The following is a 24411-nucleotide window of genomic DNA, read 5'->3' on the forward strand; positions in this document are numbered from 1 at the left end:
GGGGAGGCTGCGCGCGGAGATCGACTCGGCCTTCCCGCTCGCGGACGCGGCGAAGGCCCATGAGTGCGGCGAGACCGGGTGGGTGCCCGGCAAGATCGTCCTGACCGTGGGGTGACGGAGACGCGCGGCGGCGCCTTCTCTAGGCTCGACATGTGCTGCTGCTCACGACTCTCGATGCATGGCGGGCCCAGCCCGGCCCGCGGTTCGTCCTGTCCGAGGCGGGCGCGGTGTGGGCGCCCGACGACGGCGCTGCGCTGGCCGTCGCCGACGACGTGTTCGAGGACGGGCAGGTCGTCGCCGTCACACTGGACCCGGCGCCCGGTGCGGTACCGGGACGCGGGGTGATCGACCGCACGACGGCCGCCCGCGTCCGGTACGCGCGGCGCGGCCCGGACGGCCGGCACGCGGCGTTGCTGGACCGTCCCGCGACGGCGGAGGCCCTCGATCTGCTGCCGCATCCCGAGGGCGGCTGGTACCGGGAGACGTGGCGGTCGGACGTGACGTTCACGCCGGGCGGGTACCCGGGCGAGCGGGCCAGCGCCACCGGCATCTACTTCCTGCTGCCGCCCGGCGAGGAGTCGATGTGGCACGCCGTCCGGTCCGCCGAGGTGTGGCTGTGGCATCGGGGAGGCCCGCTGGAACTGCTCCTCGGAGGGGACGGCGAACGTCCGTCCGGGACAGGGGAGCCGGTCATCCTCGGCGCGGACGTGGCGGGCGGCCAGGTCCCGCAGGCCGTCGTGCCGGCGGGCGTGTGGCAGGCCGCCCGCCCGTCCGGCGACGCGGAGGTCCTGGTCAGCTGCGTGGTGTCCCCCGGCTTCGACTTCGCCGACTTCCGCGCCCTGCCCTGACCCCGCTCAGCGCACCGGCTTGCGGCGCGGGCGGACCATCTGCTCGGCCCAGAAGGGCTCCATGACGCGCCCGATCGCCCGGGTGACCACGCGCAGTTCGTCGTCCGACAGCGGCCCGAACACCTCCGCCCCGACCCGGTCGGCGGCTTCGCGGGCCCGGCGGTGCAGGCCGGCCCCCTCCTCGGTGATCCGGACGGAGTAGCGCCGCCGGTCCTTCGGGTCCCGGGCGCGCTCGCAGAGGCCGCGCGCTTCCAGATCGTCCACGAGCCCGACCATCAGCGTCGGGTCGAGCAGCAGGTAGCCGGCCATCTCCTGCTGCGACAGCGTGTCGGAGGAGCCGAGCATCGCGAGCACGAGGAAGTGCCGCACCCGGAGGCCGAGGGGCCGCAGCTCCTCCTCGAGCCGCTGCTCCAGCCACCAGCCGCACTTGGACAGCTGGAAACCGGTGAGGGAGGCGAGCCCCTCGGGCAGTCCGTCCCGCGTGGAACCCATGACGGACAGGATATATCCGCTCGATCATCGCTTGACTCGATCATAGAAGAGTTCGACTATTGAGGGATGACACCGACTGTGGGTCTCTTCGCCGTCAATCTGCACGCGTGCGCGGAACCTCGCGCCGCCGCCCGTGTCGCCGAGCTCGCCGAGGACCTCGGGTACGACTCGCTGTGGGTCGCCGACCATGTCGTGCTGCCGAGCCCGCGCACCGATTCCTCGCCTCTGGACCCGGACGTCCCCGTCCTCGACCCGCTGATCGCGCTCGCCCACCTCGCCGCGCACACCGAGCGCATCGCCCTCGGTACGGGGATCATCGTCCTGCCGCAGCGCAACCCGCTCATCCTGGCCAAGCAGCTCGCCAGCGTCGACGTGCTGAGCCAGGGACGGCTCATCTTCGGCACAGCCGTCGGATATCTGGAACCGGAACTGCGAGCCCTCGGAGTCCCGCTAGAGAACCGCGGCACGCGCGCAGACGAATACCTCGCTGCGATGCGGTCGCTGTGGAACGACGACAAGCCCGCCTTCCACGGGCGCCACGTGGACTTCGAGGGCGTGGACGCCCATCCGCGTCCGGTGCAGCGCCCCGTTCCCGTGGTGACAGGCGGGCACAGCCGGGCCGCCCTGCAGCGGGCCGTCCGGCATGCCGACGGCTGGTACGGCTGGATGCTCGGACGCCGCGCCGCGTCGGAATCGATCACGCGGCTGCGCGCCATGGCCGACGAGGCCGGCCGCGCGTCACCGCACATCTCGGTGAGCCCGCCGCGCGCGCCGGACGCCGAGCACGTCCGGGCCTACGGCGAGCTGGGCGTGGACCGCCTCATCCTCGTCCCGCCACTCGGCGCGCCGCTCGCCGACGTGGAACGCTTCGTCGAAGCGCACGCCCCGCACAGGCTGGGCGCCCGGCCGGCCCGCTGACCACGTTCGGTCGCGGCGTGCCGCCCTGATGCGTGGCCTCAAAAGGGCGGCACGCCGCAGGTCAGCGGGGGCCGGCGTCCAACGCGACTCAGTCGGAGGAGAACGCGGAGTCGAAGGATGCCGTCGGAAGTTCCATCGCGTTGAGGGCGCGGACGAACTCCAGCGCCTCGGGGGCGCCCTGCAGCCGGTCCATGCCCGCGTCCTCCCACTCGATCGAGATGGGGCCGGTGTAGCCGATCGAGTTGAGGGCGCGGAAGCAGTCCTCCCAGGGGACGTCGCCGCGGCCGGTGGAGATGAAGTCCCAGCCGCGCCGCAGGTCCGCCCACGGCAGGTGGGACGAGAGGCGCCCGCGCCGGCCGTCGCCGGTGCGGACCTTCGTGTCCTTGCAGTCGACGTGGTAGATCCGGTCGCGGAAGTCGAACAGGAAGCCGACCGGGTCGAGTTCCTGCCAGACGAAGTGGGACGGGTCGAAGTTGAGGCCGAACGCGGGACGGTGCCCGATCGCCTCCAGCGTCCGCACGGTCGTCCAGTAGTCGTAGGCGATCTCGCTCGGGTGGACCTCGTGCGCGAACCGGACGCCGACCTCGTCGAACACGTCCAGGATGGGGTTCCAGCGGTCGGCGAAGTCGGCGTACCCGCGCTCCACCATCGCTTCGGGGGTCGGCGGGAACATCGCGACCGTGTGCCAGATCGAGGAGCCGGTGAAGCCGACGACGGTGTCGACGCCGAGCTTCGCGGCGGCGCGGGCCGTGTCCTTCATCTCGGCGGCGGCGCGCCGCCGGACGCCCTCCGCCTCCCCGTCGCCCCAGATCCGTTCGGGCAGGATCGCCTGGTGGCGTTCGTCGGGGTTGTCGCAGACGGCCTGGCCGACGAGATGGTTGGAGATCGCCCAGACCTTGAGGTCGTGCTTGGCGAGGGTCTCCAGCCTGCGCGGGACGTAGGTGTCGTCGGCGAGGGCCTTGTCGACCTCGAAGTGGTCGCCCCAGCAGGCGATCTCCAGTCCCTCGTATCCCCAGCCGGACGCCAGCCGGCAGACCTCCTCGAACGGCAGGTCCGCCCACTGGCCGGTGAACAGGGTGATCGGTCGTGCCATGTCATTCGCTCCCTTCGACGTCGACCCAGCGCCGGGACGCCGCGCTGTCGGCGACGGCGGCGAGGACGCGCTGTATCCGCAGGCCGTCGGCGAACGAGGGGCTGGGGTCGGTGCCGTCCGCGATCGCCGTGAGCAGGTCGGCCATCTGGTGGGTGAAGGTGTGCTCGTAGCCGAGCACATGACCGGGCGGCCACCAGTGCCCGGTGTAGGGGTGGACGGGTTCGGTGACGACGATGCGCCGGAACCCCGCCGTCGCCCCGTCCTCGGTCCCGTCGTAGAACCACAGCTCGTTCAGCGATTCGAGGTCGAAGGACAGCGCGCCGGACGAGCCGCTGACCTCGATCCGCAGCGCGTTCTTGCGTCCGGTGGCGGCGCGGGTGGCCTCGAAGGACGCGACCGCGCCCCGGTCGGTGCGGGCGATGAACAGGGCGGCGTCGTCCACGGTCACCTGGGCCGTGCCGCCCCCGGGCGCCGGGCGTTCCGGGACGAACGTCTCCAGCGTCGCCGACACCCCGGTCACCGTGTGCCCGGTGATGAACTGCGCGGTGTCGACGATGTGCGAGGCGATGTCGCCGAGCGCGCCGGACCCGGCCCTGTCGCGGTCCATCCGCCAGTTGAACGGGGCCTGCGGGTCGGCCAGCCAGTCCTGGAGGTACTGGGCCCGGATGTGCCGGACGGTCCCGAGCCGCCCGTCGGCGACCAGCCGGCGGGCCAGGGCGACCGCGGGGACGCGCCGGTAGTTGAACCCGACCATCGACCGGACGCCGCGCTCGCGGGCGCGGCCGGCGGCGGCGGCCATCGCCTCGGCCTCCGCGACGGAGTTGGCGAGGGGCTTCTCGCACAGCACGTGCTTGCCCGCGTCGAGCGCGGCGACCGCGATCTCGGCGTGGCTGTCGCCCGGCGTGCAGATGTCGACGAGCTGGACGTCGTCGCGGCGGAGCAACTCCTTCCAGTCGGTCTCCACCGACGCCCACCCGAGCGACGCGGCGGCCGCGCCGGCGCGCTCGGCGGAACGCCCGGCCAGCGCGGTCATGACCGGGGTCAGCGGCGGCCCGAAGAACGGCCCGACGCTGCGCCACGCCTGGGAGTGGGCGCGTCCCATGAACGCGTGCCCGACCATCCCGACTCCGACGGTCGTCATATCCTGCTCACCTCTCTGTCTGGCCGGCGCATCCGCCCGCGGAAGCGGGGCGGACGCGCCGGCGCCCCCGTCGCTCAGGACTCGAAGCCGAGCGGCATGTAGCGGTCGACGTTGTCCTTGGTGATCGTCTCGGACGCCAGTGTGATCGACTGCGGCACCTGCAGCTCGACCAGGTCGGCCATCCCCTTGCCCTGCGCGATCAACCGGCCCAGCTTGATCGCGGACGCGGCCATCGTCGGCGAGTAGGTGACGGTCGCCTCCAGCACGCCGCCGGCCTTGATCTCGCGCATCGCGTTGGCGGATCCGGCGCCGCCGACCATGAAGAACTCCTTGCGGCCGGACTGCTTGATCGCGGCGAGCACGCCGACGCCCTGGTCGTCGTCGTGGTTCCAGATGGCGTCGATCTTCTCGTGCGCCTGGAGCAGGTTGGAGGCGACCTCGTTGCCGGACTCGACGGTGAACTGCGCGTCCTGCTTCGCGGTGACGGAGAAGCCGTAGGTCTTCAGCGCGTCCGCGAAGCCCTTGCTGCGGTCCTGCGTCAGCGGCAGCGTCGCGATGCCCTGGATCTCCACGATGACCGGGTCCGCGACGCCCTTGTCCTTGAGCTTCTTGCCGATGTAGTTGCCGGCGGAGACGCCCATGCCGTAGTTGTCGCCGCCGACCCACGTCCGGTACGACAGGTTGTCGGGGAAGACGCGGTCGAGGTTGACGACCGGGATGCCGGCGTCCATCGCCTTGCGGCCGACCTGGTTGAGCTGCTCGCCGTCGTTGGGCAGGATCACCAGCACGTTGACCTTCGCCCTGATCAGCGACTCGACGGCGGAGATCTGCTGGTTGATGTCGTTGGTCGGCTCCACCGGCTTGAACGTCACGTCGGAGTACTTCTTGGCCTGCGCCTCGGCGTTCTTGGCGATCGCCGCGATCCAGCCGTGGTCCGCGGCGGGCGCGGAGAACCCGACGGTGACCTTCTTGCCCGGCTTGTCGTTGTCGCCGGCGAGCGTCCCGGCCTGGGGGGACGTGCCGGAGTCGCCGCTCTCGGAGTTGCCGGTGCAGGCCGCGGCCAGGCCGCCGGCCGCGACGACGGCGCCGCCGAACAGGACGCCTCTGCGAGTGGGACGGGGGCCCTGCTGGTGCGGGCGCTGTTCACGCATGTCGTGCTCCTGATTGAGGGTGGGGGTGGCAGGGGGGTCAGGTGGGCGAGCGAAGCCCGCGGCGCTGCAGCAGAACGGCGGCCACGATGATCGCGCCCTTGGCGATCAGCTGGTCGCTGGTCTGCAGGCCGTTCAGGATGAACAGGTTGGTGATGAGGGTGAACACCAGCACGCCGAGGATCGACCCGACGACGGTGCCGCGCCCGCCGGTGAGCAGCGTCCCGCCGATGATGACGGCGGCGATCGCGTCCAGTTCGTACAGGTCGCCGTGGGTGCTGGAGCCGGTGGTGGTCCGCGCCATGATGATGATCGCGGCGATGCCGCAGCAGAACCCCGACAGCGCGTACAGCATCAGGGTGTGCCGGCGGACGTCGATGCCGGCGAGCCGCGCCGCCTCGGTGTTGCCGCCGACCGCGAACGTCCGGCGGCCGAACGTGGTGCGGTTGAGCAGCAGCCAGCCGGCCAGGCCGACCGCCGCGAAGATGTACACGACCAGCGGCAGCCCGAGGATCTTGGTCGTGGACAGCGCCACGAGGGCGTCGTTCTCGGGACGGATGAGCTGGGTCCTGCGGTCCGACATCCGTTGCGCCAGCCCCCGCGCCGCGACGAGCATCGCGAGGGTGGCGATGAACGGGACCAGCCGCCCGTAGGAGATCAGCAGCCCGGTCACGACGCCCGTGCCCGTCCCGACGAGGATCGCGCACAGCGCCATCACCGCCGGGCCGTACGACTGCGTCGCCACGGTCGTCGCCCACACCGACGCCAGCGCCATCACCGACCCGACGGACAGGTCGATCCCGCCGCCGATGATCACGAACGTCTGGCCGACGGTGATCACGCCGATGGTCGCGGCGAGCACCAGGATGGCGACCATGTTCCCGGACGTGGCGAAGTTGTCGGGCTGGGTCGCCAGCCCGACGCCCGCCAGCAGCACCAGCGCGGCGACCAGCCCGAGATGCCGGATCTCGCCGGGCCCCCGCGCCAGGCCGCCGCCCTTGGCGAACGGCGACCGGAGTCCGCCCGCCGCCTTCCCCAGGGAGACGTGCTCGGTCGGCGAGCCGGGCATCCCGCCGGGCTCGCCCGCTCCCGTGTCGTCCGGGGGGGTTTCGGGGGTCGTCCCCTCAGAATGACGCGCGGTCACAGGGCGCTCCCTTCCATGATCATGTTGAGCACGGTGGCCTCGTCGAGGTCGCGGGCGTCGCCGGTGTGCATGACCCGCCCCTCCCGGACGACCAGGACCCGGTCGGCGAGCCCGAGCACCTCGGGCACCTCGCTGGACACCAGCAGGACCCCGATCCCGCGTCCGGCCAGCTCGCGGATCACCGCGTACAGTTCGGCGCGGGCGCCGACGTCCACGCCGCGGGTCGGCTCGTCCAGGATCAGCAACCGCAGGCCGGCGGCGCCGAGCAGCCAGCGCGCCAGCACCACCTTCTGCTGGTTGCCGCCCGACAGCGTCACGACCGGGCGCCGCGGATCGGGCGGGCGGATGTCGAGCGCCTCGATCTGGCGGCGCACGTCGGCGATCTCGCGGCGGCGGTTGAGCCAGCCGAACGAGGCGTACCGGGACAGGCCCGCGACGCTGACGTTCCCGGCGACGGTCTCGTTCATCAGCAGCGCCTGGCTCTTGCGCTCCTCCGGCGCCATTCCCATGCCGCGCCGCACCGCCGCGCCGGTGTCGCCGGGCCGCACCGGCCGGCCGTCGATGAGCACCCGTCCCCGCGAGGGACGCCGTGCGCCGTAGACGGTCTCCAGGATCTCCGAGCGGCCGGAGCCGACCAGCCCCGCGAGCCCGACGATCTCCCCGGCGCGGACGGAGAGCGACACGTCCTCGAAGGCGCCGGGAAGCGCCAGGTTCTCGACGCGGAGCACCTCGGGCCGGTCGTCGCCGGGCGGCGGGCCGGGGCGTTCCGGGAAGGCGTACTCGACGTCCCGGCCCGTCATCAGCGAAACGATCTTGTCGGTGGACGTCGTCCGGGCGGGCAGCCCGACGGCGACGGCGCGGCCGTCCTTGAGGACGGTCACCCGGTCGCCGATCTCGCGGATCTCCGCCAGGCGGTGCGAGATGTAGATGACCGCGACCCCGGCGGCGGTCAGCTCCCGGATGATGCGGAACAGGTTGTCCACCTCGTCGTGGGCGAGGGCGGCGGACGGCTCGTCCATCACGAGGATGCGGGCCTCGTGCGACAGGGCGCGGGCCATGCTGACGACCTGCTTGCCCGCCGCCGGCAGCCGCCCCACCTCGCGGCGCGGCGGGATCTCCGCGTGCCCGAGCCGGCCGAGCAGCTCACGTGCGGCCTTCTCGGCGTCGCCGCGCCGGGTGAACCCGAACGTGGCCCTCTCGTGGCCGAGGAAGATGTTCTCCGCGACCGACAGCCCGTCCACCAGGTCGAGTTCCTGGTAGATGGTCGCGATCCCGGCCCGCATCGCGGCGGTCGGCCCGGCGAGCCGCACCGGCTTCCCGGCGAACAGGATCTCGCCCCCGTCCGGCTGGTGCGCGCCGGCGAGCACCTTGATGAGCGTCGACTTCCCGGCGCCGTTCTGCCCGAGCAGGCAGTGCACCTCGCCGGGACGGACGTCGAGGTCGACGCCGTCCAGGGCGCGGACGCCGGGGAACTGCTTGACGATGCCGCGCATCAGCAGCAGCGGTTCGGGTTCGGGCGAGCCCATCGGGCCTCCTCGGTGGGGCGGTGCCACAGGGGGCGGGGACGCGGAGAAGGGGTCGTAGGAGGGGTCTGGACGTGGTGGGGGTCAGGACGCGGAGAAGACGTGGTCGCTGATGAGCCGGGCGCCGCCGACCACGCCGGCGGCACCGGCGAGTTCGGACAGCACGATCGGGAGGTTGCCGGTCGCGAGCGGGGCGGACCGGCGGTAGACGACGCTGCGGATCTCGGCGAGCAGCGCGTGGCCGAGACCGGCGACGCCGCCCGCGATGATGACGAGCCCGGGGTTGAAGAAGCTGACCAGCCCGGCGAGCACCTGCCCGACATGCCGGCCGCCCTCCCGGATGATCTGGACGGCGACCGGGTCCCCCGCGGCGGCGGCCTCGCCGACGTGCACGGCCGACAGCCGCCCGTGGGTCTCCAGCAGCGCGGCGAGCTGCGGCGACCGGCCCGACCGGGCGGCCGCCTCCGCGTCCCGGGCGAGCGCCGCGCCGCCGAAGTAGGCCTCCAGGCAGCCGGCGTTGCCGCACGCGCAGATGGGGCCGTCGTCGTCGACGCGGATGTGGCCGATGTCGCCGGCGCTGCCGGAGACGCCGCGGTAGATGGCGCCGTCCACGACGATGCCGCAGCCGATGCCGGTGCCGATCTTGACGAGCAGGAAGTCGTCCACGGAGCGGGCGAGCCCGGCGTGCAGCTCGCCGAGCGCCATCAGGTTCACGTCGTTGTCGACCAGCACCGGGCAGCCGAGCTCCTGCCCGATCGCGTCCCGCACCGGGAACCGGTCCCAGCCGGGCATGATCGGCGGGACGACCGGCATGCCGTCGCGGAAGCTGACCGGCCCGGGCACGCCGATCCCGGTGCCGTGCACCTGGCCGATCAGGCCCTCGTCGCGCAGCTTGCCGAGCAGGTCGAGGGCCCTTTCGAGCACCACGGTCGCGCCCTGCCGGACATCGCACTCCTCGCTGACGTGGCCGAGCACCTCCATGGAGCCGTCGGTCACGGCGACGTCGATCGAGGTGGCGCCGATGTCGAAGGCGACGAACCGCAGCCGCGGCGACAGCCGGACGATCCCGGAGCGGCGCCCGCCCCGGGACGCGGCCAGCCCCGCGCCCTCGATCAGCCCGAGCTCGACGAGCCGGTCCAGCTCGACGGCCAGCTTCGACCGCGACAGCCTGACCACGTCGCCCAGCTCCGCACGCGATCGCGGGCCCTCGTCGCGCAGCAGCCGCACCAGGCGCGCCTGATGCACGTTCTGCGGGCGAGCCGACATCCGCATCACGCCGTCCTCTCATTGTGGGGACGACCCCCACGGCCCCCCGGCAGGCGGGCGGCAGGGGTCCGTTCAGGGCCGGGCCGGAGCATGTGACCCCGGTCTCATGGCGAGACCGTAACCGGCTTTCGCCTCCTTGAGAAGACCTTTTCCTGATTGAGATCAAACTTTCTCCACTCAGAGGACAAAGGTGATCGAGCAAAAGGCCCCTGCCCGCGACGTCGCGGGCAGGGGCCTCCGGGGTGGCGCTAGTAGCTGACCGTCTGCCGGCCGCTCATGGTGCGCATGATGTGCTCAACGAGGGTGATGAGCACACGCTTGGCGTCCTCCCGGTCACGCACGTCGCAGGAGATCACCGGGATGTCGGGGGACAGGTCGAGCGCGTCCCGGACCTGCTGGGCGGTGTGCTGGCCCGCCCCGTCGAACCGGTTGACGCCTATGATGAACGGGACGCCGCGCCGCTCGAAGTAGTCGACCGACGCGAAGCAGTCGGCGAGGCGGCGGGTGTCCACCAGGACGACCGCGCCGAGCGCGCCCTTCGCCAGCTCGTCCCACATGAACCAGAACCGGTCCTGGCCGGGCGTCCCGAACACGAACAGCACCAGGCCGTTCGGCAGGGTGATCCGCCCGAAGTCCATCGCCACGGTCGTCGTCGTCTTGGACGCGACGGCCGTGGTGTCGTCGATCCCGATGCTCTTCTCGGTGAGTGCCTCCTCAGTGCGCAGCGGACGGATCTCGCTCACCGCGCTCACCAGGGTGGTCTTGCCGACGCCGAAACCACCGGCCACGAGAATCTTGACCGTCAACGCGGATTCGCCCTGGGCGGCGACCGCGTCAGAGCGCACGGATTCCATCGATCACTTCCTTGAGTACGCGCTCGCCGGGGAACTGCGCCACCGGCGCGGGACGCCGGACCTGAATCAGCGAATGGTCGAGCAGGTCGCCGAGCAGGACACGGACGACCCCGAGGGGAAGTTCCAGATCCGACGCTATCTCGGCGACCGACAACGGGGTGCGGCAAAGCTCCAAGATCATGTCATGTTCCGGTTCCGGCGCCCAGTGAGACGCCGGAAGGGCGGGGCCGTCATCGGGGTGCGCCGGCGGATCCGCCGCGGCGATCAGGGCCACCAGATCGAACTCGACGCCGTCGTAGTGCGTCCGGCCACCGGTGAGCGCGTACAGGCGGACGACGGGCCCCGCGTCGTCGTCGTACCAGGCGCCGCCTCGCCCCTGCACCTCACACGCCGCCAGGTTTGGCCGCGGCGACCCGCGGGTTGGCCGACAGGTGCTGACCGACGCGGGTGACCAGCATCGCCATCTCGTAGGCGATGACCCCGAGATCGGCGTCGGCGGAGGCGAGGACGGCCAGGCAGGCGCCATGCCCGGCGGCAGTGACGAACAGGAACGACGACTCCATCTCCACGATCGTCTGCCGGACCGGCCCGCCGCCGAACGTCTCCCCCGCCCCGCGCGCGAGGCTCTGGAAACTGGCGGCCACGGCGGCCAGATGGTCGGACTCCTCGCGGGCCAGGCCGCTCGACGCGGCCATCCGCAGTCCGTCGCTCGACAGCACCACCGCGTTCTGCACCGGGGCGACCCGCTGGACGAGGCCGTCGAGCAGCCAGTTCAGCTCACCGCCGGCTCCGCCCGGGACCTCCGCGCCGGGGTACTGGGCTTGTGTCATGGGGTGTCGTCCTCCTGGTCGGCTGGGTTCCGCACGGCCTCCGCGTCGGCGTCGGCCGCGTCCTGCCTGCCACGCTGCCAGCCACGCTGCATGGCCGACATCATCGATGCCATCGTCTCGGGCGAGCGCGCGCCGTCCGCCGGCTCCTCGTCCATCGGGACGGGCGCGGCGAGCGGCATCCCCGCAGGTTCCGGCTCGGGCCGCGGGCCGGCGGGCTCCGCGGGCGGCGGCTCGGGCTCGGCGGGCGGGGGCCGGCCCTGCGCGGCCAGGTGCGCGTCCACCCGCCTCTTGAGCTGGGGCGCCAGGTGCTCCTGCCGCCTGCGCTTTGGCAGCCCTCCCGGGTCCTGCGTCGGTGCGGCCTCCTGCGGGGCCTCGGCACTCGCCTCGGCGGGCACGGGCTGAGGCCGGGGGGCCGGCTCCGGCGGGACGGGCTCGGGCGGGACGGGCTCGGCCTCGACCAGCCGCACGACGCCGCCCGGGTCGGCCCTGCTCGACTCGAAACGGCCCGGCTCGACACCACCGGACTCGACCGCCGGGCGCGCGGGCGCCGACAGCGCCACGGCGGGGCCCGGCAACGTCTGCATGGGCCCCGTGGCGCGGCGCCCGGCCGGCTCGGGCTCGGCGCCGTCCACGATCAGCGAGCCGGGGATCAGCGCGATCGCGGTCGTTCCCCCGTACGGGGACTGGCGGAGCGTGACCTGGATGCCGTGCCGCTCGGCCAGCCGCGCCACGACGAACAGCCCGAGCTGGGCGCTGTCGGACGGGTCGAACTCGGGCGGATGGGCGAGCCGCGCGTTGGCGACGCGCAGCGCCTCCTCGGTCATCCCGAGCCCGCGGTCCTCGACCTCGATCGCGAACCCGTTGGCGACCGGCTGCCCGCTGACCCGCACCGGCGACTGCGGCGGCGAGAACGTCGTGGCGTTCTCCACGACCTCGGCGAGCAGGTGGACGACGTCGGCGACGGCGGAGCCGAGCAGCGCGACGCGCGGCAGCGGCTGCACCCGGACGCGCGGATAGTCCTCGACCTCGGCGACGGCGCCGCGGACCACGTCCACCAGCGGCACCGGGCGGCGCCAGCCGCGGCCGGCCGTCTTGCCGGCGAGGATCACCAGGCCCTCGGCGTGCCGCCGCATCCGGGTCGCGAGGTGGTCGAGCCGGAACAGGTCCGACAGCTCCGACGGGTCCTCGGTGCGGCGCTCCATGCTGTCCAGCAGGCTGAGCTGGCGGTGCAGCAGGGCCTGGTTGCGGCGCGCGAGGTTGACGAACACCTCGCTGATGCCGCGCCGGGCCGCGACCTCGCCCTCGGCGGCCCGCACGACGGCCTCGCGGGCGCGGTCGAACGACTCGGCGATCTGCCGGACCTCGTTGATGCGGTAGTCGACCCCGGGCTCCGGCTCCGGTTCGGCGGCCCGGCCCGCGCGGATCTGCTCGGCCAGCCGCGGCAGCCGCTGGTGGGTGAAGTCGACGACGCCGCCGGCGAGCGCGCGGCATTCGCGCACCAGCCGCCGGGACACCCGGACCGCGATGAACGACGACAGCATGATCGCGACCAGCCCGAGACCGCCGGCGAGGGCGAGCCGCGTGAAGGTGCCGACCGCGATGCCCTGGGCGTGGTCGGTGACGTCGTCGAGGACCTCGTTCTCCAGCTCGAAGAGCCGGCCGTTGACGGTGTCGGCGACCGACCGCCAGACGGCGGGCTCGACGACGACCACGTCGCGCGCGCCGGCCTGCCCGGACCGCGCCGGCCGCGTGCCGTTCCCCGGGGCCGCGCGGGTCCTGCGCTCCGCGGCCGCCGGCGGCTCGGCGCCGTTGATGACCTGGTTCTCCAGCTTCATCAGCTGGGTGAACGGCGGCGACGCCATCAGCCGCTCGTAGCGGGCGTGGTGCTCGGCGGGCAGGTCGCGCGCGTTGTCCGCGTGGATCGTGTGGTGCGCCCCGACGAGCTTGGCGAACTGGGTGCGTTCGGCGGCGGTGATGCGTCCCGCGGCGAGCGCCCCGGTCAGCAGGGCGTCCTCGCGCGAAAGGTACTCGCGGGCGCGGCCGAACGAGGTGAGCGTGCGGGCCCGCGCGGTGATGGACCCCTCCGCCGGCGTGGTCGCGCTGTACATCGCGAAACCGGCGTCGATCAGCTCGTTGTACTCGTTCAGCACGTGCGCGCGGTCGGCGGCCCGCTGGTCCACGCTGCGGCGCAGCTCCTTGAGGCCGCCGAGCTTGTCGACGAGACCGTCCAGCCGGACGACGACCTCGGGCAGGATCGCGTCGCGCATGCCCTCGTCGCGGCTGCCTTCGCGAACCTCCCGGGCCGCCCTGTCGGTCGCCTGCCGCTGCGTCCGCATCACTCCGGAGCCCGCAGGCCGGGCGCCGCCCAGCCGGACCATCGACAGGCGCCGCTCCTTCTGCAGGCCGTCGATGAGCCGCTGCGTGGGCAGCACCGTCTTCTGCTGGAAGGTCCGGCTCTGCAGGAGCTGGTGCGCGTCGCCGTAGGTGATGCCGGTGACGAACACCCACAGCGAGGCCAGCGCCAGCAGCGGCACGAGGACCAGCAGGGTGATCCTCGCCCGGATGGAGGAGAAACGGGGGGACATCACGGCTTCGGCACTCGGGGGCGGAACATGCGGGGGAAACCTCCCGATGCGTGGAGTACGGGGGTGTGCGGGAGCCTACTACGTCGCGGGTTCCCGGCGGTCGGGCGGACGCGCGCCATCCGGCGCCTCCTGCGGGTCGGGCCAGCTCAGGACGTGTTCCATCAGCGCGACCAGAACCTCCTTGGACGACTCTCGGCGCCGGACGTCGCACAGCAGGACCGGGACGCCCGGATCCAGGTCGAGCGCGATCGCGACGTCCTCCGCGCTGTGCGTGCGGTGCCCGTCGAAGCAGTTGACCGCCACGACGAACGGGACGCCGCGCCGCTCGAAGTAGTCGATGGCGGGGAAGCAGCCGGTCAGCCGCCGCGTGTCCGCCAGGACGACCGCGCCGATCGCGCCCGCCGCCAGCTCGTCCCACATGAACCAGAACCGCTCCTGGCCCGGGGTGCCGAACAGGTAGAGGAGCAGCTGCTCCGACAGGGTGATCCGGCCGAAGTCCATCGCGACGGTCGTGGTCGACTTCGCGCCCACGCCGGCCACGTCGTCCACCCCGACGCCGCGGTCGGTCAGCGGCTCCTCGGTGTGCAGCGGCCTGATCTCGCTGATCGAGCCGACCATCGTGGTCTTGCCGACGCCGAACCCGCCGGCGATGAGGATCTTCGTCGTGACGAGGGGACGCGCGCTCGTGCCGGTCTCCTCAGAGGGCGCGTAGGCCATTGAGCACCTCCCTCAGCACTCCGTTGGGGGGACGGCGGCCCTGCGCGGGTTCCACCGCGGCGACCACCGTGACCAGGCCCTCGTCCCGCAGGTCGCCGAGCAGGACCCGGACGACGCCGATGGGCAGGCCGAGGTCGGCCGACAGGTCGACGACCGGGACGGGACGCGCGCAGCCGCGCAGCACCCGCGCGTGGTCGGGGCTGTAGCGCAGCCGGTCGCCGGGCGGGGTGCCGGTGGCGGCCACGACGGCGATCAGCTCGAAGCCCTCGCCTTCGGGACGGGTCCGTCCCCGGGTCATGGCGTACGGACGCACGACCGGACCGGCCTCCCGGTCCAGCCACCGCTCTGCCGACGGGGACATCGGTCACAGACCCCTCGGCGAGGTCCCCCCGGCGCCCCCGAAGCCCTCACCCGCCGTTTCGTGCTCGGCTCCGAATCTGGGGGTCGCCTGCAGATGCTGGCCGACGCGCTTGACCAGCACCGCCATCTCGTAGGCGACGAGACCGGCGTCGGCGTCCGCCTCCGCGAGCACGGCGAGGCAGGTGCCGTCGCCGGCGGCGGTCACGAACAGCAGCAGCGCGTCCATCTCGATGATGGTCTGGCGGACGTTCCCGCCGGCGAAGTGCCGGCCCGCGCCGCGCGCGAGGCTCTGCACGCCGGAGGCCAGCGCGGACAGGTGCTCGGCGTCCTCGCGGCCGAGTTCGGTGGACGCGGCGATCGCCAGGCCGTCCCGGGACAGGATCACCGCCTGCCGCACCGCCGTCACCCGGTCGGCGAAGTCGTTGAGCAGCCAGTTCAGCTCGCCTGCCACGGTGTTGTGCATCATCGCGTCCCCTCATCCCCCACGTCCGACGCGCGGCCGCGCCGCCATCCCTGTTGTATCGATGCCATCAGCGAACGTGCCTCCTCGGGCGAGCGTGCGACGCCCCCGGACGCGCCTCCGTCGACGCGTGGCGGGGGTGGCGGGGGTCTCTTGCGCAGCTGCGGGGCCAGGTTCTCCTGCCGCACCCTGCGGGGCAGGCCCGCGTGGGTTTCCGCGGGCTGCCAGTCCTCCTGGGCGTCGGCGTCCACGATCTCGTCGGCGTCCACGATCTCTTCCGCGTCCACGATGTCGTCCGCGGAGCCCTGGGAAGGCGCGGCCTCCCCGGACCACCGGGCGTGCTCGTCCTGCGGAACCGGGACGGCGTCGTCCGACCACGGGTTCGGGGCCGGGGCGGGCGGGACGCCGGGCGCGGCGCCCTCGGGGAGACCCCACGGCGTCGCGGGCCCGGTGAGCTCGGGGAGGGCGGGTGGCGCCTCCACGTGCCCGCCGGCGTCCTCGTGGTGCCCGGTGTCGCGTCCGCGCCGGCGCCGCCGGTGCGGCTCGTCCGCGGGCAGGGAGGCGAACCGCCCGGTCGTCTCGGCCTCGCGCAGCTGGACGACCGACTCGGACCGCGGCGCGGGCACCAGCACGGGCTCCCGGCCCCGGCCGGCGGACGTCTCGCCGCCCGCCGCCGGGTCCGCGTCGCCGTCGTTCGCGCGGTCCTCTCCGGATTCGGACGCCGGGGGCAGCATGGCCGCCGCCATGTGCTCCGCGGGCACCACGAGCTCGTGCGGCAGCAGCACGATCGCCGTCACGCCGCCGTACGGGGAACGCTGCAGCGACACCGAGATGTTGTGCCGGGCCGCCAGCCGCGCGACGACGAACAGCCCGAGCTGGTCGGTGTCGACCAGGTCGTACTCGGGCGGCTCGGCGAGCCGCCGGTTGGCCTCGTCGAGCTGCCCGGGCTTGACGCCGAGGCCGCGGTCCTCGATCTCGACGGCGAACCCGGTGCCGACGCGCTCGGCCATCACCCGCACCTCGGTGTTGGGCGGGGAGAACGACGCCGCGTTCTCCAGCAGCTCGGCCAGCAGGTGGATCACGTCGGTGACGGCCGCGCCGACGAGGCCGTCCTCGGACTCGGTGAGGACGGTCGCGCGGGTGTAGTCCTCGATCTCCGAGACGGCGGCGCGCAGCACGTCGGCGACGCGCACCGGATGCCGCCAGCCGCGTCCGGGCGTGGCTCCTGACAGGATGATCAGGCTTTCCGCGTGCCGCCGCATGCGGGTGGTGAGGTGGTCGATCCGGAACAGGTCCTCCAGGTCGTCGGCCTCGGCGCGGCTCTCCAGGCCGTCCAGCATCGTCAGCTGGCGGTGCAGGAGCGACTGGTTGCGGCGAGCGATGTTGAGGAAGATGCGGCTGACGCCGGCCCGCAGCTCGGCCTGGCCGACGGCGGCGTCGACGGCGGTGCGCTGCACCTTGGAGAACGCGTCGGCGAGCCGGGCGACCTCGGTGGTGCGGCCGGCCTCCAGCGGCGGCGCCTCCGCGTCGACGTCCACGCCCTCGTTGCGGCTCAGCCGGTCGACGACGCCGGGCAGCCGGCGGTCGGCCAGTTCCTCCGCGGAGCCGCGGAGCCCGACCAGCTCGCGGACGAACCCGCGCGCGAACCGCAGCGACAGCAGCACCGAGACGAGGATCGCCAGCAGGCCGAGGCCGCCGACGACGCCGAGCCGGACGTAGGCGGCGCGGCCGAGGTCGTCGGCGTGCTCGCCCGCGCGTTTGGAGTTGCCGAGCAGCATCTCGTTGATCGCCAGCACCAGCGGCTCCGCGGTGCGCCGCCACTCCTGTGCTCCGACGGGCAGCGGCTTGCCCGGGTCGGCGTCGGCGATCCGGTCCTCGATCTCCCGGAAGCTCTGGTACTGGGGGGAGGCGAAGACCTGCGCGGTCCCGGTCGCGTAGACCTCCGGGTCGAGGAGGGAGCGCTGCTTGATCCACTGCCAGCGCTGCTCGCCCACCATCTCCACGAACAGCCGGTGCTCGGGCTCCGTCAGCCGGCCGCCGGTGACGAGGGCCGAGGCGATCAGGGCGTTCTCGCGCTGCAGCAGTTCCATGGCGCGGCCGGCGTGCCGGGTGGACAGCGTCCAGTTGTAGAGCTCGGAGTCGTCGATGACCACGAGGCCGTCGTACAGCCGGTGCATGTCGTCGACCATCGTGCTGTAGCTGTTGATGGCGGTCAGCCGCTCGATGGACCGGTCGTCGACCGCGGAGCGGAGCCCGGCGAGCCCGCCGAGCGCCTCCAGGACGTCGGAGACGCGCTCCTCCATCTCTTCGGTGGTGGCGCCGCGCGCGGCCTCGGAGGTGGCCTCGCGGCGGAAGTGGGCGATGGCGCCGTCGACGCGGTTGCGCTGCAGGACGAGCGCGTTGGGCGTGGAGGGCGCCTTGGAGCTCGGGGTGCTGAGGAACACGGCGGACGCCTGGCGTTCCTTGCCCAGCTCCACCAGGACGCCCTGGCCGCTCGGCGCGAACTTGCGGTCGAGCGTGTGGTAGTTGCGCTGGGCGAGGGCGTCGCGCCCGGTGACGTTGGCGGCGTATCCCCACAGCGCGACGAGGGACAGCAGCGGCACGAGGAGCAGCGCGGCGACCCTCGAACGGATCGAGCGCGTGCGGCGGCGGCCGGCACGCGCACCCGGGCGTCGGAGCGGGCCGTGACGCCCATCGGTCTTCGCCGTGGTGTCCTGGGGGGCGTCCCCCCTGGATGAAACGGATTTCATGTGACCTCGAACGTTCCGGCGCGGAGGATCCCTGGATCATAAAGGCGGTGCGCGACCGGGCCGCAACCCCTTTGGCGCCTTTCGGACGCATTGCCACCATTCCGTGTCACCTGCGGCTATGCGCCTCGCCACACCGGGGACACCGAACCTCCGCAAAGAGATTGCGGCAAAGCCGGACAATTTACTTCATTTCCCCCTGTCGCCCGGGGGCGGTTGCGCCATACTGTGCTGCTTCACCCACCGCTCGCGTCGCGGCCGGCACGGGAAGGAGATCCACGATTCATACAGGCAACGACGGCGGCTGGAACGAGGGCGCCCGCACCGGGCCGCCGAACACGTCCGGCGGGGCCGGGAGGCCGACTTCCGGGCCGCGGGACGTTACGATGCCCGCCGTGAGTCCCGAAAGCCAGGCATCCGAGGCACTTCCGTCGCGACGGCGCCGCACACCCCGCGGCGGCCGGCACCGCGGCGACGAATCCTTCCTGCTGCCGCACGGATCCCCCACGCTCATCCTGGCCGTACCCGGCCCCGCCCGGCACGCCGGTACAGAGATCGGCGGCGAGCTCGCCAGGCTCGTCGAGATCGAGCACACCGGCCAGCCCGCGTACATCGCGCACCTGGAGGGGGACGAGGCGAACCTGCACGCGGTCCTCGCCGGGCTGCCCCGCGAGGAGGACCGGCTCGCCGCGGTGGTCGTCCCGCTGTCCACCGGGCCCGACCCGGCACTGGACGCGGCCGTCCACGCCGCGGTGGCGGGCGCCCCGGTGCGCGCCGTCGCCGCCGAGCCGCTCGGCCCGCACCCGCTCATCGCCGAGGCGCTGCACGACCGGCTCGCCGACGCCGGCCTCGCCCGCGCCGACCGGATCAGGCTGATGACGATGGTGACCGCCGCGTCCGGCGTCATCGTGGCCACACCGGGAGACGCCACGGCCGTGCGCCAGGCCGAGGTCACCGGCGTGCTCCTCGCCTCCCGGCTCGCGGCCCCCGTCTTCACCGCCTCGCTGAACGACGAGGCGTCCGTCAAGGCCGCCGCCGAACAACTGCGCGCCGCCGGCGCCACGTCCATCGCGGTCGCCCCGCACCTGATCGGCCCCGAACCGGAGGGGGCGCTGGTCTCCTCCGCCGCGGCCACCGTGGGCTCCGCCCACTCCGCCCCCCTGGGCGCCCACCCCGCCCTGGCCAGGCTCGCCGCGCTCCGCTACGTCGAGGCACTCTCCCTGGCGCTGTCCGAGTGATTCCAGGGGGGCGACCCCCTGGAACCGCCGTCCCCCCGGCCGCACGACCCGTGCTCCGGCGGCCGGGCTTCGGCCGCCGGAGGTGGAGCCGCGACCTTCAGCGGTTGTGGAAATCGGGCGGGCGTTTCTCGAGGGTGGCGGTCATGCCCTCGGCCAGATCCTCGGTGAAGAAGGCGAGGGTCTGGACGGCGGTCTCCGCCATGAGCTGCCGCCGGAGGCCGGGCACGTCCAGTGACGCGTTCAGCAGCTCCTTCGTGCGGCGCAACCCGTACGGGGACCTGGTGAGCAGCTCGTCGGCCAGGGCCTGCGCGGACTCCAGGTCCGCGCCCTCGGGGGCGATCTCGGTGATGAGGCCGAGGGCGTCGGCGCGGGTCGCGTCCAGGCGCTGGGCCCGGTAGCCGATCTCCGCGGCCCTGGCCGGGCCCGCGAGGCGGGGCAGCAGCCAGGACAGGCCGCAGTCGCCGGCCGACAGGCCGAGGTTCACGAACGGCACCACGAAGCGCGTCGTCGGGTCGGCGACCCGCATGTCGCAGGCCAGGGCCCAGGAGACGCCCATGCCCGCGACGGGGCCGCGCAGCGCCGCGATCACCGGCTGCGGGATCTCCCGCAGCCGCGCGGTGACCTCGCCGCCGCGCGCGATGCCCCGGTAGAGCCGCTGGACGCGGCCCTCCGAGGTCCGCTCACCCGTGTCGCCGCCCTGGATGTCCATGCCCGAGCAGAACCCGCGGCCCTCGCCGGTGAGCACGACGACATGGGTGTCGGGGTCGCGCGCCAGCTCGTTCAGGGCGTCGAGCATCTCCTCGGTGAGCGCGCCGTCGACGGCGTTCAGACGCTCCGGGCGGGACAGGGTGATGGTGAGGACCCCGTCCCGCCGGTCGAGCTTGATCGCGCCCAACGGCTCAGGAGGTGAGCTGCTGGATGAGGGGGCCCATCTGCTCGCCCACGTTCTTGAACACGGTCATCGGCTCGGCCGCGTTGATGGCCGCCCAGTTGTCGCGGACGTCCTCGACCGACAGCGTCGCCTTCTGCCCGTAGCCGGGGCCCTCCGCCACGAAGATCTTCGCGATGCGGCCGCCGCCGACGGTGTAGACCTCGCCGGAGTCCTCGTTGCCCTCGTGGACGAGGTAGGCGACCAGCGGCGTGACCTGGTCGACGCCGAGCTTGTCGGCGAAGTCGGCGGGCAGCAGGTCCTCGGTCATCCGGGTCCAGGCGACCGGGGCGATCGCGTTGGCCTTGATGTCGTACTTGGCGCCCTCCTGGGCGAGGGTCTTGGTGAACCCGACGAGGCCCATCTTGGCCGTGGAGTAGTTGGCCTGGCCGAAGTTGCCGAACAGGCCCGCCGGGGACGAGGTGTTGACGATCCGGCCGTAGCCGTTCTCGCGCAGGTGCGCCCAGGCGGCGCTGGAGACGAGGAACGAGCCGCGCAGGTGCACGGCGATGACCGCGTCGAACTCCTCCGGGCTCATGTTCTTGAAGGACTTGTCACGCAGGATGCCCGCGTTGTTGATGACGATGTCGACCTTGCCGAACGTGTCCAGCGCGGTCTTGACGATCGCCTGCGCGCCCTCGGGGGTCGCGACGTTGTCGGGGTTGGCGACGGCCTCGCCGCCGTTCTTCTTGATCTCGTCCACGACGTCCTGGGCGGGACCGGCGGAGGTGCCGACCCCGGACCGGTCGCCGCCGAGGTCGTTGACGACGACCTTGGCACCGCGCGCGGCGAGCTCCAGCGCGTGCTGGCGGCCGAGGCCGTGGCCCGCCCCGGTCACGACCGCGACCCGGCCGTCGTAGCGCAGTTCCGACATCTCTGTCTCCTCACATCCACCGACTGCGACCCCAGGCGATCACCCGGGGGTTACCAAGTGGTACCAGTAAACCGAATCCCGCTCGGCCGCGGCCCCCGGGGGTTCGTTCCCGCCTGGACGCCCGGCCAGTCCTGCGTACGATGGGACGTTAGAGGAAGTTGCGCCGAAAGCCGCTTTTCACCCGGAGGCGCGGCGTAGTCTCCTCCCCGCACAGGTTCACTCATCGAAGCCGCGAGGAGCAACGGAGGTCCCGTCTCGATGAGCACCGCCGACGCTTTCACGCCGAGCCGCCGCCCCTACCGCGTGGTGCAGTGGGCGACGGGCGCGGTCGGCCGCAGCGTGATCAACGGCGTCCTCGACCGGGACGACATGGAGCTGGCCGGCGCCTGGGTGCACACGCCCGCCAAGGCCGGCGTCGACGCCGGCGTCCTCGCCGGCCGCGACCCCATCGGCGTCGCCGCGACCGGCGACGTCCACGACATCCTCGACCTGGACGCCGACTGCGTCCTCTACGCGCCGAGCCCGTCACCCGACCGGTTCGCCGAACTCGACCTGATCTGCTCGCTGCTGTCGTCCGGCAAGAACATCGTCTCCCTGAACGGCCTCGTCTACCCGCAGGCCCACGGCCCGCACTACGTGAACGAACTGGAGCAGGCCTGCAAGCGCGGCGGCGTCTCGGTCCACGGCAGCGGGATCAGCGGCGGCTTCATGGCCGACGTCATGCCGCTGACGCTGGCGCGGCTGTCCCAGCGGATCACCCACGTCTACACCCGGCAGGTCTTCGACTTCGCCCGGCACCCGTCCTGGCAGATGGTCCACCACATGCTCGGCTTCGGGAAGAACGAGGAGGCGTACCGGCGCGCGCTGCGGCCCGCCCGCACCGCCATGCGGACGGTCTTCTCCGAGAGCCTGCACCTGGTCGCGGCCGGGCTCGGCGTCGACCTGGACGAGATCGACGTGGACGTGGAGCACCGGCTCGCCCGCACCGACCTCGCCACCGCCGCCGGGCCGATCCCGCGCGACACGGTCGCGGCGGCCCGCTGGACCTTCAGCGGCCTGGCCGCCGGACGGCCCGTGATCACCATCGAGATCGTGCACAAGGCCGACGCCGCCCGGATGCCCGACGAGTGGGGACGCCCCGGATACTCGCTGCGCCTGGACGGCCGGCCCTCCCTCACCCTGGTGACCGACGAGCAGTGGGTCTCCGACGAGATCTCCGCCGCCGCGGCCCACGCGCTCAACTCCGTCCCGGTCGTCTGCGCCGCCGAGCCGGGTGTCCGCACCTACCTGGACCTGCCGACGGTCGGCGGCCACATGCGGATCTGAGCGGCCGCGGAGCCGTTCGAGCCGGGCCTCCGGCGGTTATCGTGGGCCGTGGGACCCGCCCATCGACGTCGGGAGGAGTGCGGCATGAGCGTCCAAGAGGTCGAGGGGGGACGGTTCGTCCGGCAGGCGAACCGGTTCACCGACCGGATCACGGCCGACGGGTCGAGCGGCCTGCCCGCCGAGCCCGGCCGCTACCGGCTCTTCGTCTCCTACGCGTGCCCGTGGGCGCAGCGCAGCCTGATCGTCCGGCGCCTGCTCGGCCTGGAGGACGCGATCAGCGTCGCCGTCGTCGACCCGATCCGGGACGAGCGCGGCTGGCGGTTCCCCGACCGCGACCCCGTCACCGGCGCGGTGTTCCTCTCCGAGCTGTACCTCGGCACCGACCCGTCCTTCGAGGGCCGCTACACCGTCCCGTGCATCTGGGACACCGAGACCGAGCGGCTGGTCACCAACGACTTCCCGAACATCACCACGATGATGGAGACGGAGTTCACCGTCCACCACCGGCCGGGGGCGCCCGACCTGTACCCGGAGGCGCTCCGCCCCGAGATCGACGAACTGAACGGCCTCGTCTACACGACCGTCAACAACGGGGTCTACAAGTCCGGGTTCGCCACGTCCCAGGGCGCGTACGAGGACGCCTTCGACGCCCTCTTCACCACCCTCGACCGGCTCGAAGAACGCCTCGCCGACCGCCGCTACCTGTTCGGCGACGAGATCACCGAGGCCGACGTCCGGCTCTACCCGACGCTCGCGCGCTTCGACGCCGTCTACTACTCCCACTTCAAGTGCAACCTGCGCCAGCTGACGGACTACCCGAACCTGTGGGCCTACGCCCGCGACCTGTACTCGATCCCCGCGTTCGGGGAGACCACGAACTTCGACCACATCAAACGCCACTACTACGTGACGCAGCGCAACATCAACCCGTCGGGCGTCGTCCCCAAGGGACCTCTCGTCGAGTGGACCGCCCCGCACGGCCGGGACGGCTGACCTCGTCACCTCGTTATGCTGGCGAACCTCCAGTAATCCCCACGAGAGGCACGACCCGACCATGCGTAGCCAGTTCTTCGGAAACATGGACCAGGGGCAGCAGCTCCCCGGCCACTTCGCCCTTCAGAACTCCAAGATGCTCCGGATCCACCTCAACGGGGACGTCCTGGCCCGGCAGGGTTCCATGGTGGCCTTCCAGGGCCAGATGGAGTTCGACTACGAAGGCTCCGGCGGCATCGGCAAGTTCATGAAGAAGGCCCTGACCGGCGAGGGCGTCCCGCTCATGCGCGTCAAGGGGCAGGGCCTGCTGTTCGTCGCCAACGACGCCGACGACATCCACCTGTTCTACCTGGAGAACGAGGGCCTCACGGTCAACGGCGCCAACATCCTCGCCTACGACTCGCACCTGCAGTCCGACATCCAGCGCGTCCAGGGCGCGGGCATCGCCGCGGGCGGCCTGTTCAACACCACCCTGACAGGTACCGGCTTCGTCGCCCTCACCACCCACGGCACCCCGGTCATGCTCGACTGCGGCCGGGCCCCCACGTTCGCCGACGGCCAGTCCGCCGTCGCGTGGAGCACCAGCCTCCAGGTCGGCGTCAACCGCACGTTCAAGGCCAGCGCCCTCATCGGCCGCGGCAGCGGCGAGGCCATGCAGCTCGCCTACCAGGGCCAGGGCTTCGTCCTCATCCAGGCCAGCGAAGGCCCCACCGTCGCCCCCCACACCCACTGACCCGGAGTCCCAGAAAGTGCCGAAGTCGCGGTCCCGACTTCGGCAGGTTGTGCCATTTCGGTTGGCGCGAGCACACCGGCCGAGACCGCGAGCACGCAGCGGCCCCGACCACCGCGATCGCGACCGAAGGCAGGGGCGGGCGAAGCGAGACCCTGATAGCGCAGCGAGCCGCCAAGGCGGGATGGAGCGATGC

The 24411-nt window shown here is 72.7% G+C and carries 24 protein-coding genes; 7 read left to right on the plus strand and 17 right to left on the minus strand.

The window, feature by feature from the left end:
• Positions 1–7: 7 nt before the first annotated feature.
• On the plus strand, positions 8–115 hold the full coding sequence (locus tag ACTWPP_RS26585; RefSeq protein ID WP_443107255.1) for a zinc-binding dehydrogenase: 108 nt from the start codon (positions 8–10) through the stop codon (positions 113–115).
• 37 nt (positions 116–152) lie between these two features.
• Positions 153–848 carry a cupin domain-containing protein gene (locus ACTWPP_RS26590; protein WP_443107092.1) on the plus strand — a complete coding sequence of 232 codons (696 nt, stop codon included), beginning with the start codon at positions 153–155 and terminating at the stop codon, positions 846–848.
• 6 nt (positions 849–854) lie between these two features.
• On the opposite strand, the gene ACTWPP_RS26595 is transcribed toward ACTWPP_RS26590, so the two are convergent.
• Positions 855–1340 (minus strand): MarR family winged helix-turn-helix transcriptional regulator, encoded by a 486-nt coding sequence (locus ACTWPP_RS26595; RefSeq protein ID WP_443107093.1) that lies wholly within the window; start codon positions 1338–1340, stop codon positions 855–857.
• A 66-nt stretch (positions 1341–1406) separates the two neighbouring features.
• Here ACTWPP_RS26595 and ACTWPP_RS26600 point away from each other — a divergent pair, with 66 nt between their 5' ends.
• Positions 1407–2258 (plus strand): LLM class F420-dependent oxidoreductase, encoded by an 852-nt coding sequence (locus ACTWPP_RS26600; protein ID WP_443107094.1) that lies wholly within the window; start codon positions 1407–1409, stop codon positions 2256–2258.
• An 88-nt stretch (positions 2259–2346) separates the two neighbouring features.
• Here ACTWPP_RS26600 and ACTWPP_RS26605 read toward each other — a convergent pair whose 3' ends face one another.
• The 14 genes from ACTWPP_RS26605 to ACTWPP_RS26670 all read right to left on the minus strand — a co-directional run bounded on the left by ACTWPP_RS26605 (position 2347) and on the right by ACTWPP_RS26670 (position 18129).
• Positions 2347–3351 (minus strand): sugar phosphate isomerase/epimerase family protein, encoded by a 1005-nt coding sequence (locus tag ACTWPP_RS26605; protein WP_443107095.1) that lies wholly within the window; start codon positions 3349–3351, stop codon positions 2347–2349.
• Between the two features lies 1 nt (position 3352).
• Positions 3353–4492 (minus strand): Gfo/Idh/MocA family protein, encoded by a 1140-nt coding sequence (locus ACTWPP_RS26610; protein ID WP_443107096.1) that lies wholly within the window; start codon positions 4490–4492, stop codon positions 3353–3355.
• A 74-nt stretch (positions 4493–4566) separates the two neighbouring features.
• On the minus strand, positions 4567–5643 hold the full coding sequence (locus ACTWPP_RS26615; protein ID WP_443107097.1) for an ABC transporter substrate-binding protein: 1077 nt from the start codon (positions 5641–5643) through the stop codon (positions 4567–4569).
• Between the two features lie 37 nt (positions 5644–5680).
• The gene (locus ACTWPP_RS26620; RefSeq protein ID WP_443107098.1) at positions 5681–6784 is read right to left on the minus strand and encodes an ABC transporter permease; all 1104 of its coding nucleotides are present in this window, start codon (positions 6782–6784) and stop codon (positions 5681–5683) included.
• Positions 6781–8310 (minus strand): sugar ABC transporter ATP-binding protein, encoded by a 1530-nt coding sequence (locus ACTWPP_RS26625; RefSeq protein WP_443107099.1) that lies wholly within the window; start codon positions 8308–8310, stop codon positions 6781–6783. Before ACTWPP_RS26625 ends, ACTWPP_RS26620 begins: the two co-directional genes overlap by 4 nt.
• Positions 8311–8391: 81 nt before the next feature.
• Positions 8392–9579 carry an ROK family protein gene (locus tag ACTWPP_RS26630; protein ID WP_443107100.1) on the minus strand — a complete coding sequence of 396 codons (1188 nt, stop codon included), beginning with the start codon at positions 9577–9579 and terminating at the stop codon, positions 8392–8394.
• A 242-nt stretch (positions 9580–9821) separates the two neighbouring features.
• Positions 9822–10427: a GTP-binding protein gene (locus ACTWPP_RS26635; RefSeq protein ID WP_443107101.1), complete on the minus strand. Its 606-nt coding sequence runs from the start codon at positions 10425–10427 to the stop codon at positions 9822–9824.
• Positions 10408–10809 carry a DUF742 domain-containing protein gene (locus tag ACTWPP_RS26640; RefSeq protein ID WP_443107102.1) on the minus strand — a complete coding sequence of 134 codons (402 nt, stop codon included), beginning with the start codon at positions 10807–10809 and terminating at the stop codon, positions 10408–10410. The genes ACTWPP_RS26635 and ACTWPP_RS26640 overlap by 20 nt, the downstream gene beginning before the upstream one ends.
• 1 nt (position 10810) lies before the next feature.
• Positions 10811–11257, minus strand: coding sequence for a roadblock/LC7 domain-containing protein (locus ACTWPP_RS26645; protein ID WP_443107103.1), 447 nt, complete (start codon positions 11255–11257; stop codon positions 10811–10813).
• Entirely contained in the window at positions 11254–13842 is a 2589-nt protein-coding gene (locus ACTWPP_RS26650; RefSeq protein ID WP_443107104.1) for a sensor histidine kinase, read from the minus strand. The genes ACTWPP_RS26645 and ACTWPP_RS26650 overlap by 4 nt, the downstream gene beginning before the upstream one ends.
• Before the next feature lie 78 nt (positions 13843–13920).
• A complete protein-coding gene (locus ACTWPP_RS26655) occupies positions 13921–14559 on the minus strand; it encodes a GTP-binding protein (protein ID WP_443107105.1) in 639 nt (212 codons plus the stop codon).
• Complete coding sequence (locus ACTWPP_RS26660; protein WP_443107106.1) at positions 14540–14920, minus strand: DUF742 domain-containing protein; 381 nt, start codon at positions 14918–14920, stop codon at positions 14540–14542. Before ACTWPP_RS26660 ends, ACTWPP_RS26655 begins: the two co-directional genes overlap by 20 nt.
• Positions 14921–14923: 3 nt before the next feature.
• Positions 14924–15382 (minus strand): roadblock/LC7 domain-containing protein, encoded by a 459-nt coding sequence (locus ACTWPP_RS26665; RefSeq protein ID WP_443107256.1) that lies wholly within the window; start codon positions 15380–15382, stop codon positions 14924–14926.
• Complete coding sequence (locus ACTWPP_RS26670) at positions 15382–18129, minus strand: sensor histidine kinase (RefSeq protein ID WP_443107107.1); 2748 nt, start codon at positions 18127–18129, stop codon at positions 15382–15384. Before ACTWPP_RS26670 ends, ACTWPP_RS26665 begins: the two co-directional genes overlap by 1 nt.
• Positions 18130–18521: 392 nt before the next feature.
• Here ACTWPP_RS26670 and ACTWPP_RS26675 point away from each other — a divergent pair, with 392 nt between their 5' ends.
• The gene (locus tag ACTWPP_RS26675; protein WP_443107108.1) at positions 18522–19364 is read left to right on the plus strand and encodes a sirohydrochlorin chelatase; all 843 of its coding nucleotides are present in this window, start codon (positions 18522–18524) and stop codon (positions 19362–19364) included.
• A 97-nt stretch (positions 19365–19461) separates the two neighbouring features.
• Here the strand turns inward: ACTWPP_RS26675 and ACTWPP_RS26680 are convergent, their stop codons facing one another.
• The gene (locus ACTWPP_RS26680; protein WP_443107109.1) at positions 19462–20259 is read right to left on the minus strand and encodes an enoyl-CoA hydratase/isomerase family protein; all 798 of its coding nucleotides are present in this window, start codon (positions 20257–20259) and stop codon (positions 19462–19464) included.
• Between the two features lie 4 nt (positions 20260–20263).
• A complete protein-coding gene (locus tag ACTWPP_RS26685; protein ID WP_443107110.1) occupies positions 20264–21166 on the minus strand; it encodes an SDR family oxidoreductase in 903 nt (300 codons plus the stop codon).
• Positions 21167–21424: 258 nt separating this feature from the next.
• On the opposite strand from ACTWPP_RS26685, the gene ACTWPP_RS26690 reads away from it, so the two are divergent.
• From ACTWPP_RS26690 to ACTWPP_RS26700, 3 genes are all read left to right on the plus strand, one after another.
• Positions 21425–22492, plus strand: a complete 1068-nt coding sequence (locus tag ACTWPP_RS26690; protein WP_443107111.1) for an NAD(P)H-dependent amine dehydrogenase family protein — start codon at positions 21425–21427, stop codon at positions 22490–22492.
• Positions 22493–22576: 84 nt separating this feature from the next.
• Positions 22577–23485, plus strand: a complete 909-nt coding sequence (locus ACTWPP_RS26695) for a glutathione S-transferase family protein (RefSeq protein WP_443107112.1) — start codon at positions 22577–22579, stop codon at positions 23483–23485.
• A gap of 61 nt (positions 23486–23546) precedes the next feature.
• Complete coding sequence (locus ACTWPP_RS26700; protein ID WP_443107113.1) at positions 23547–24218, plus strand: AIM24 family protein; 672 nt, start codon at positions 23547–23549, stop codon at positions 24216–24218.
• The last annotated feature ends 193 nt before the right edge of the window (positions 24219–24411 follow it).

Origin of the sequence: Actinomadura sp. 3N407, from assembly GCF_052245875.1 — a bacterium.
In the GTDB taxonomy this organism is placed as follows: Bacteria; Actinomycetota; Actinomycetes; order Streptosporangiales; family Streptosporangiaceae; genus Spirillospora.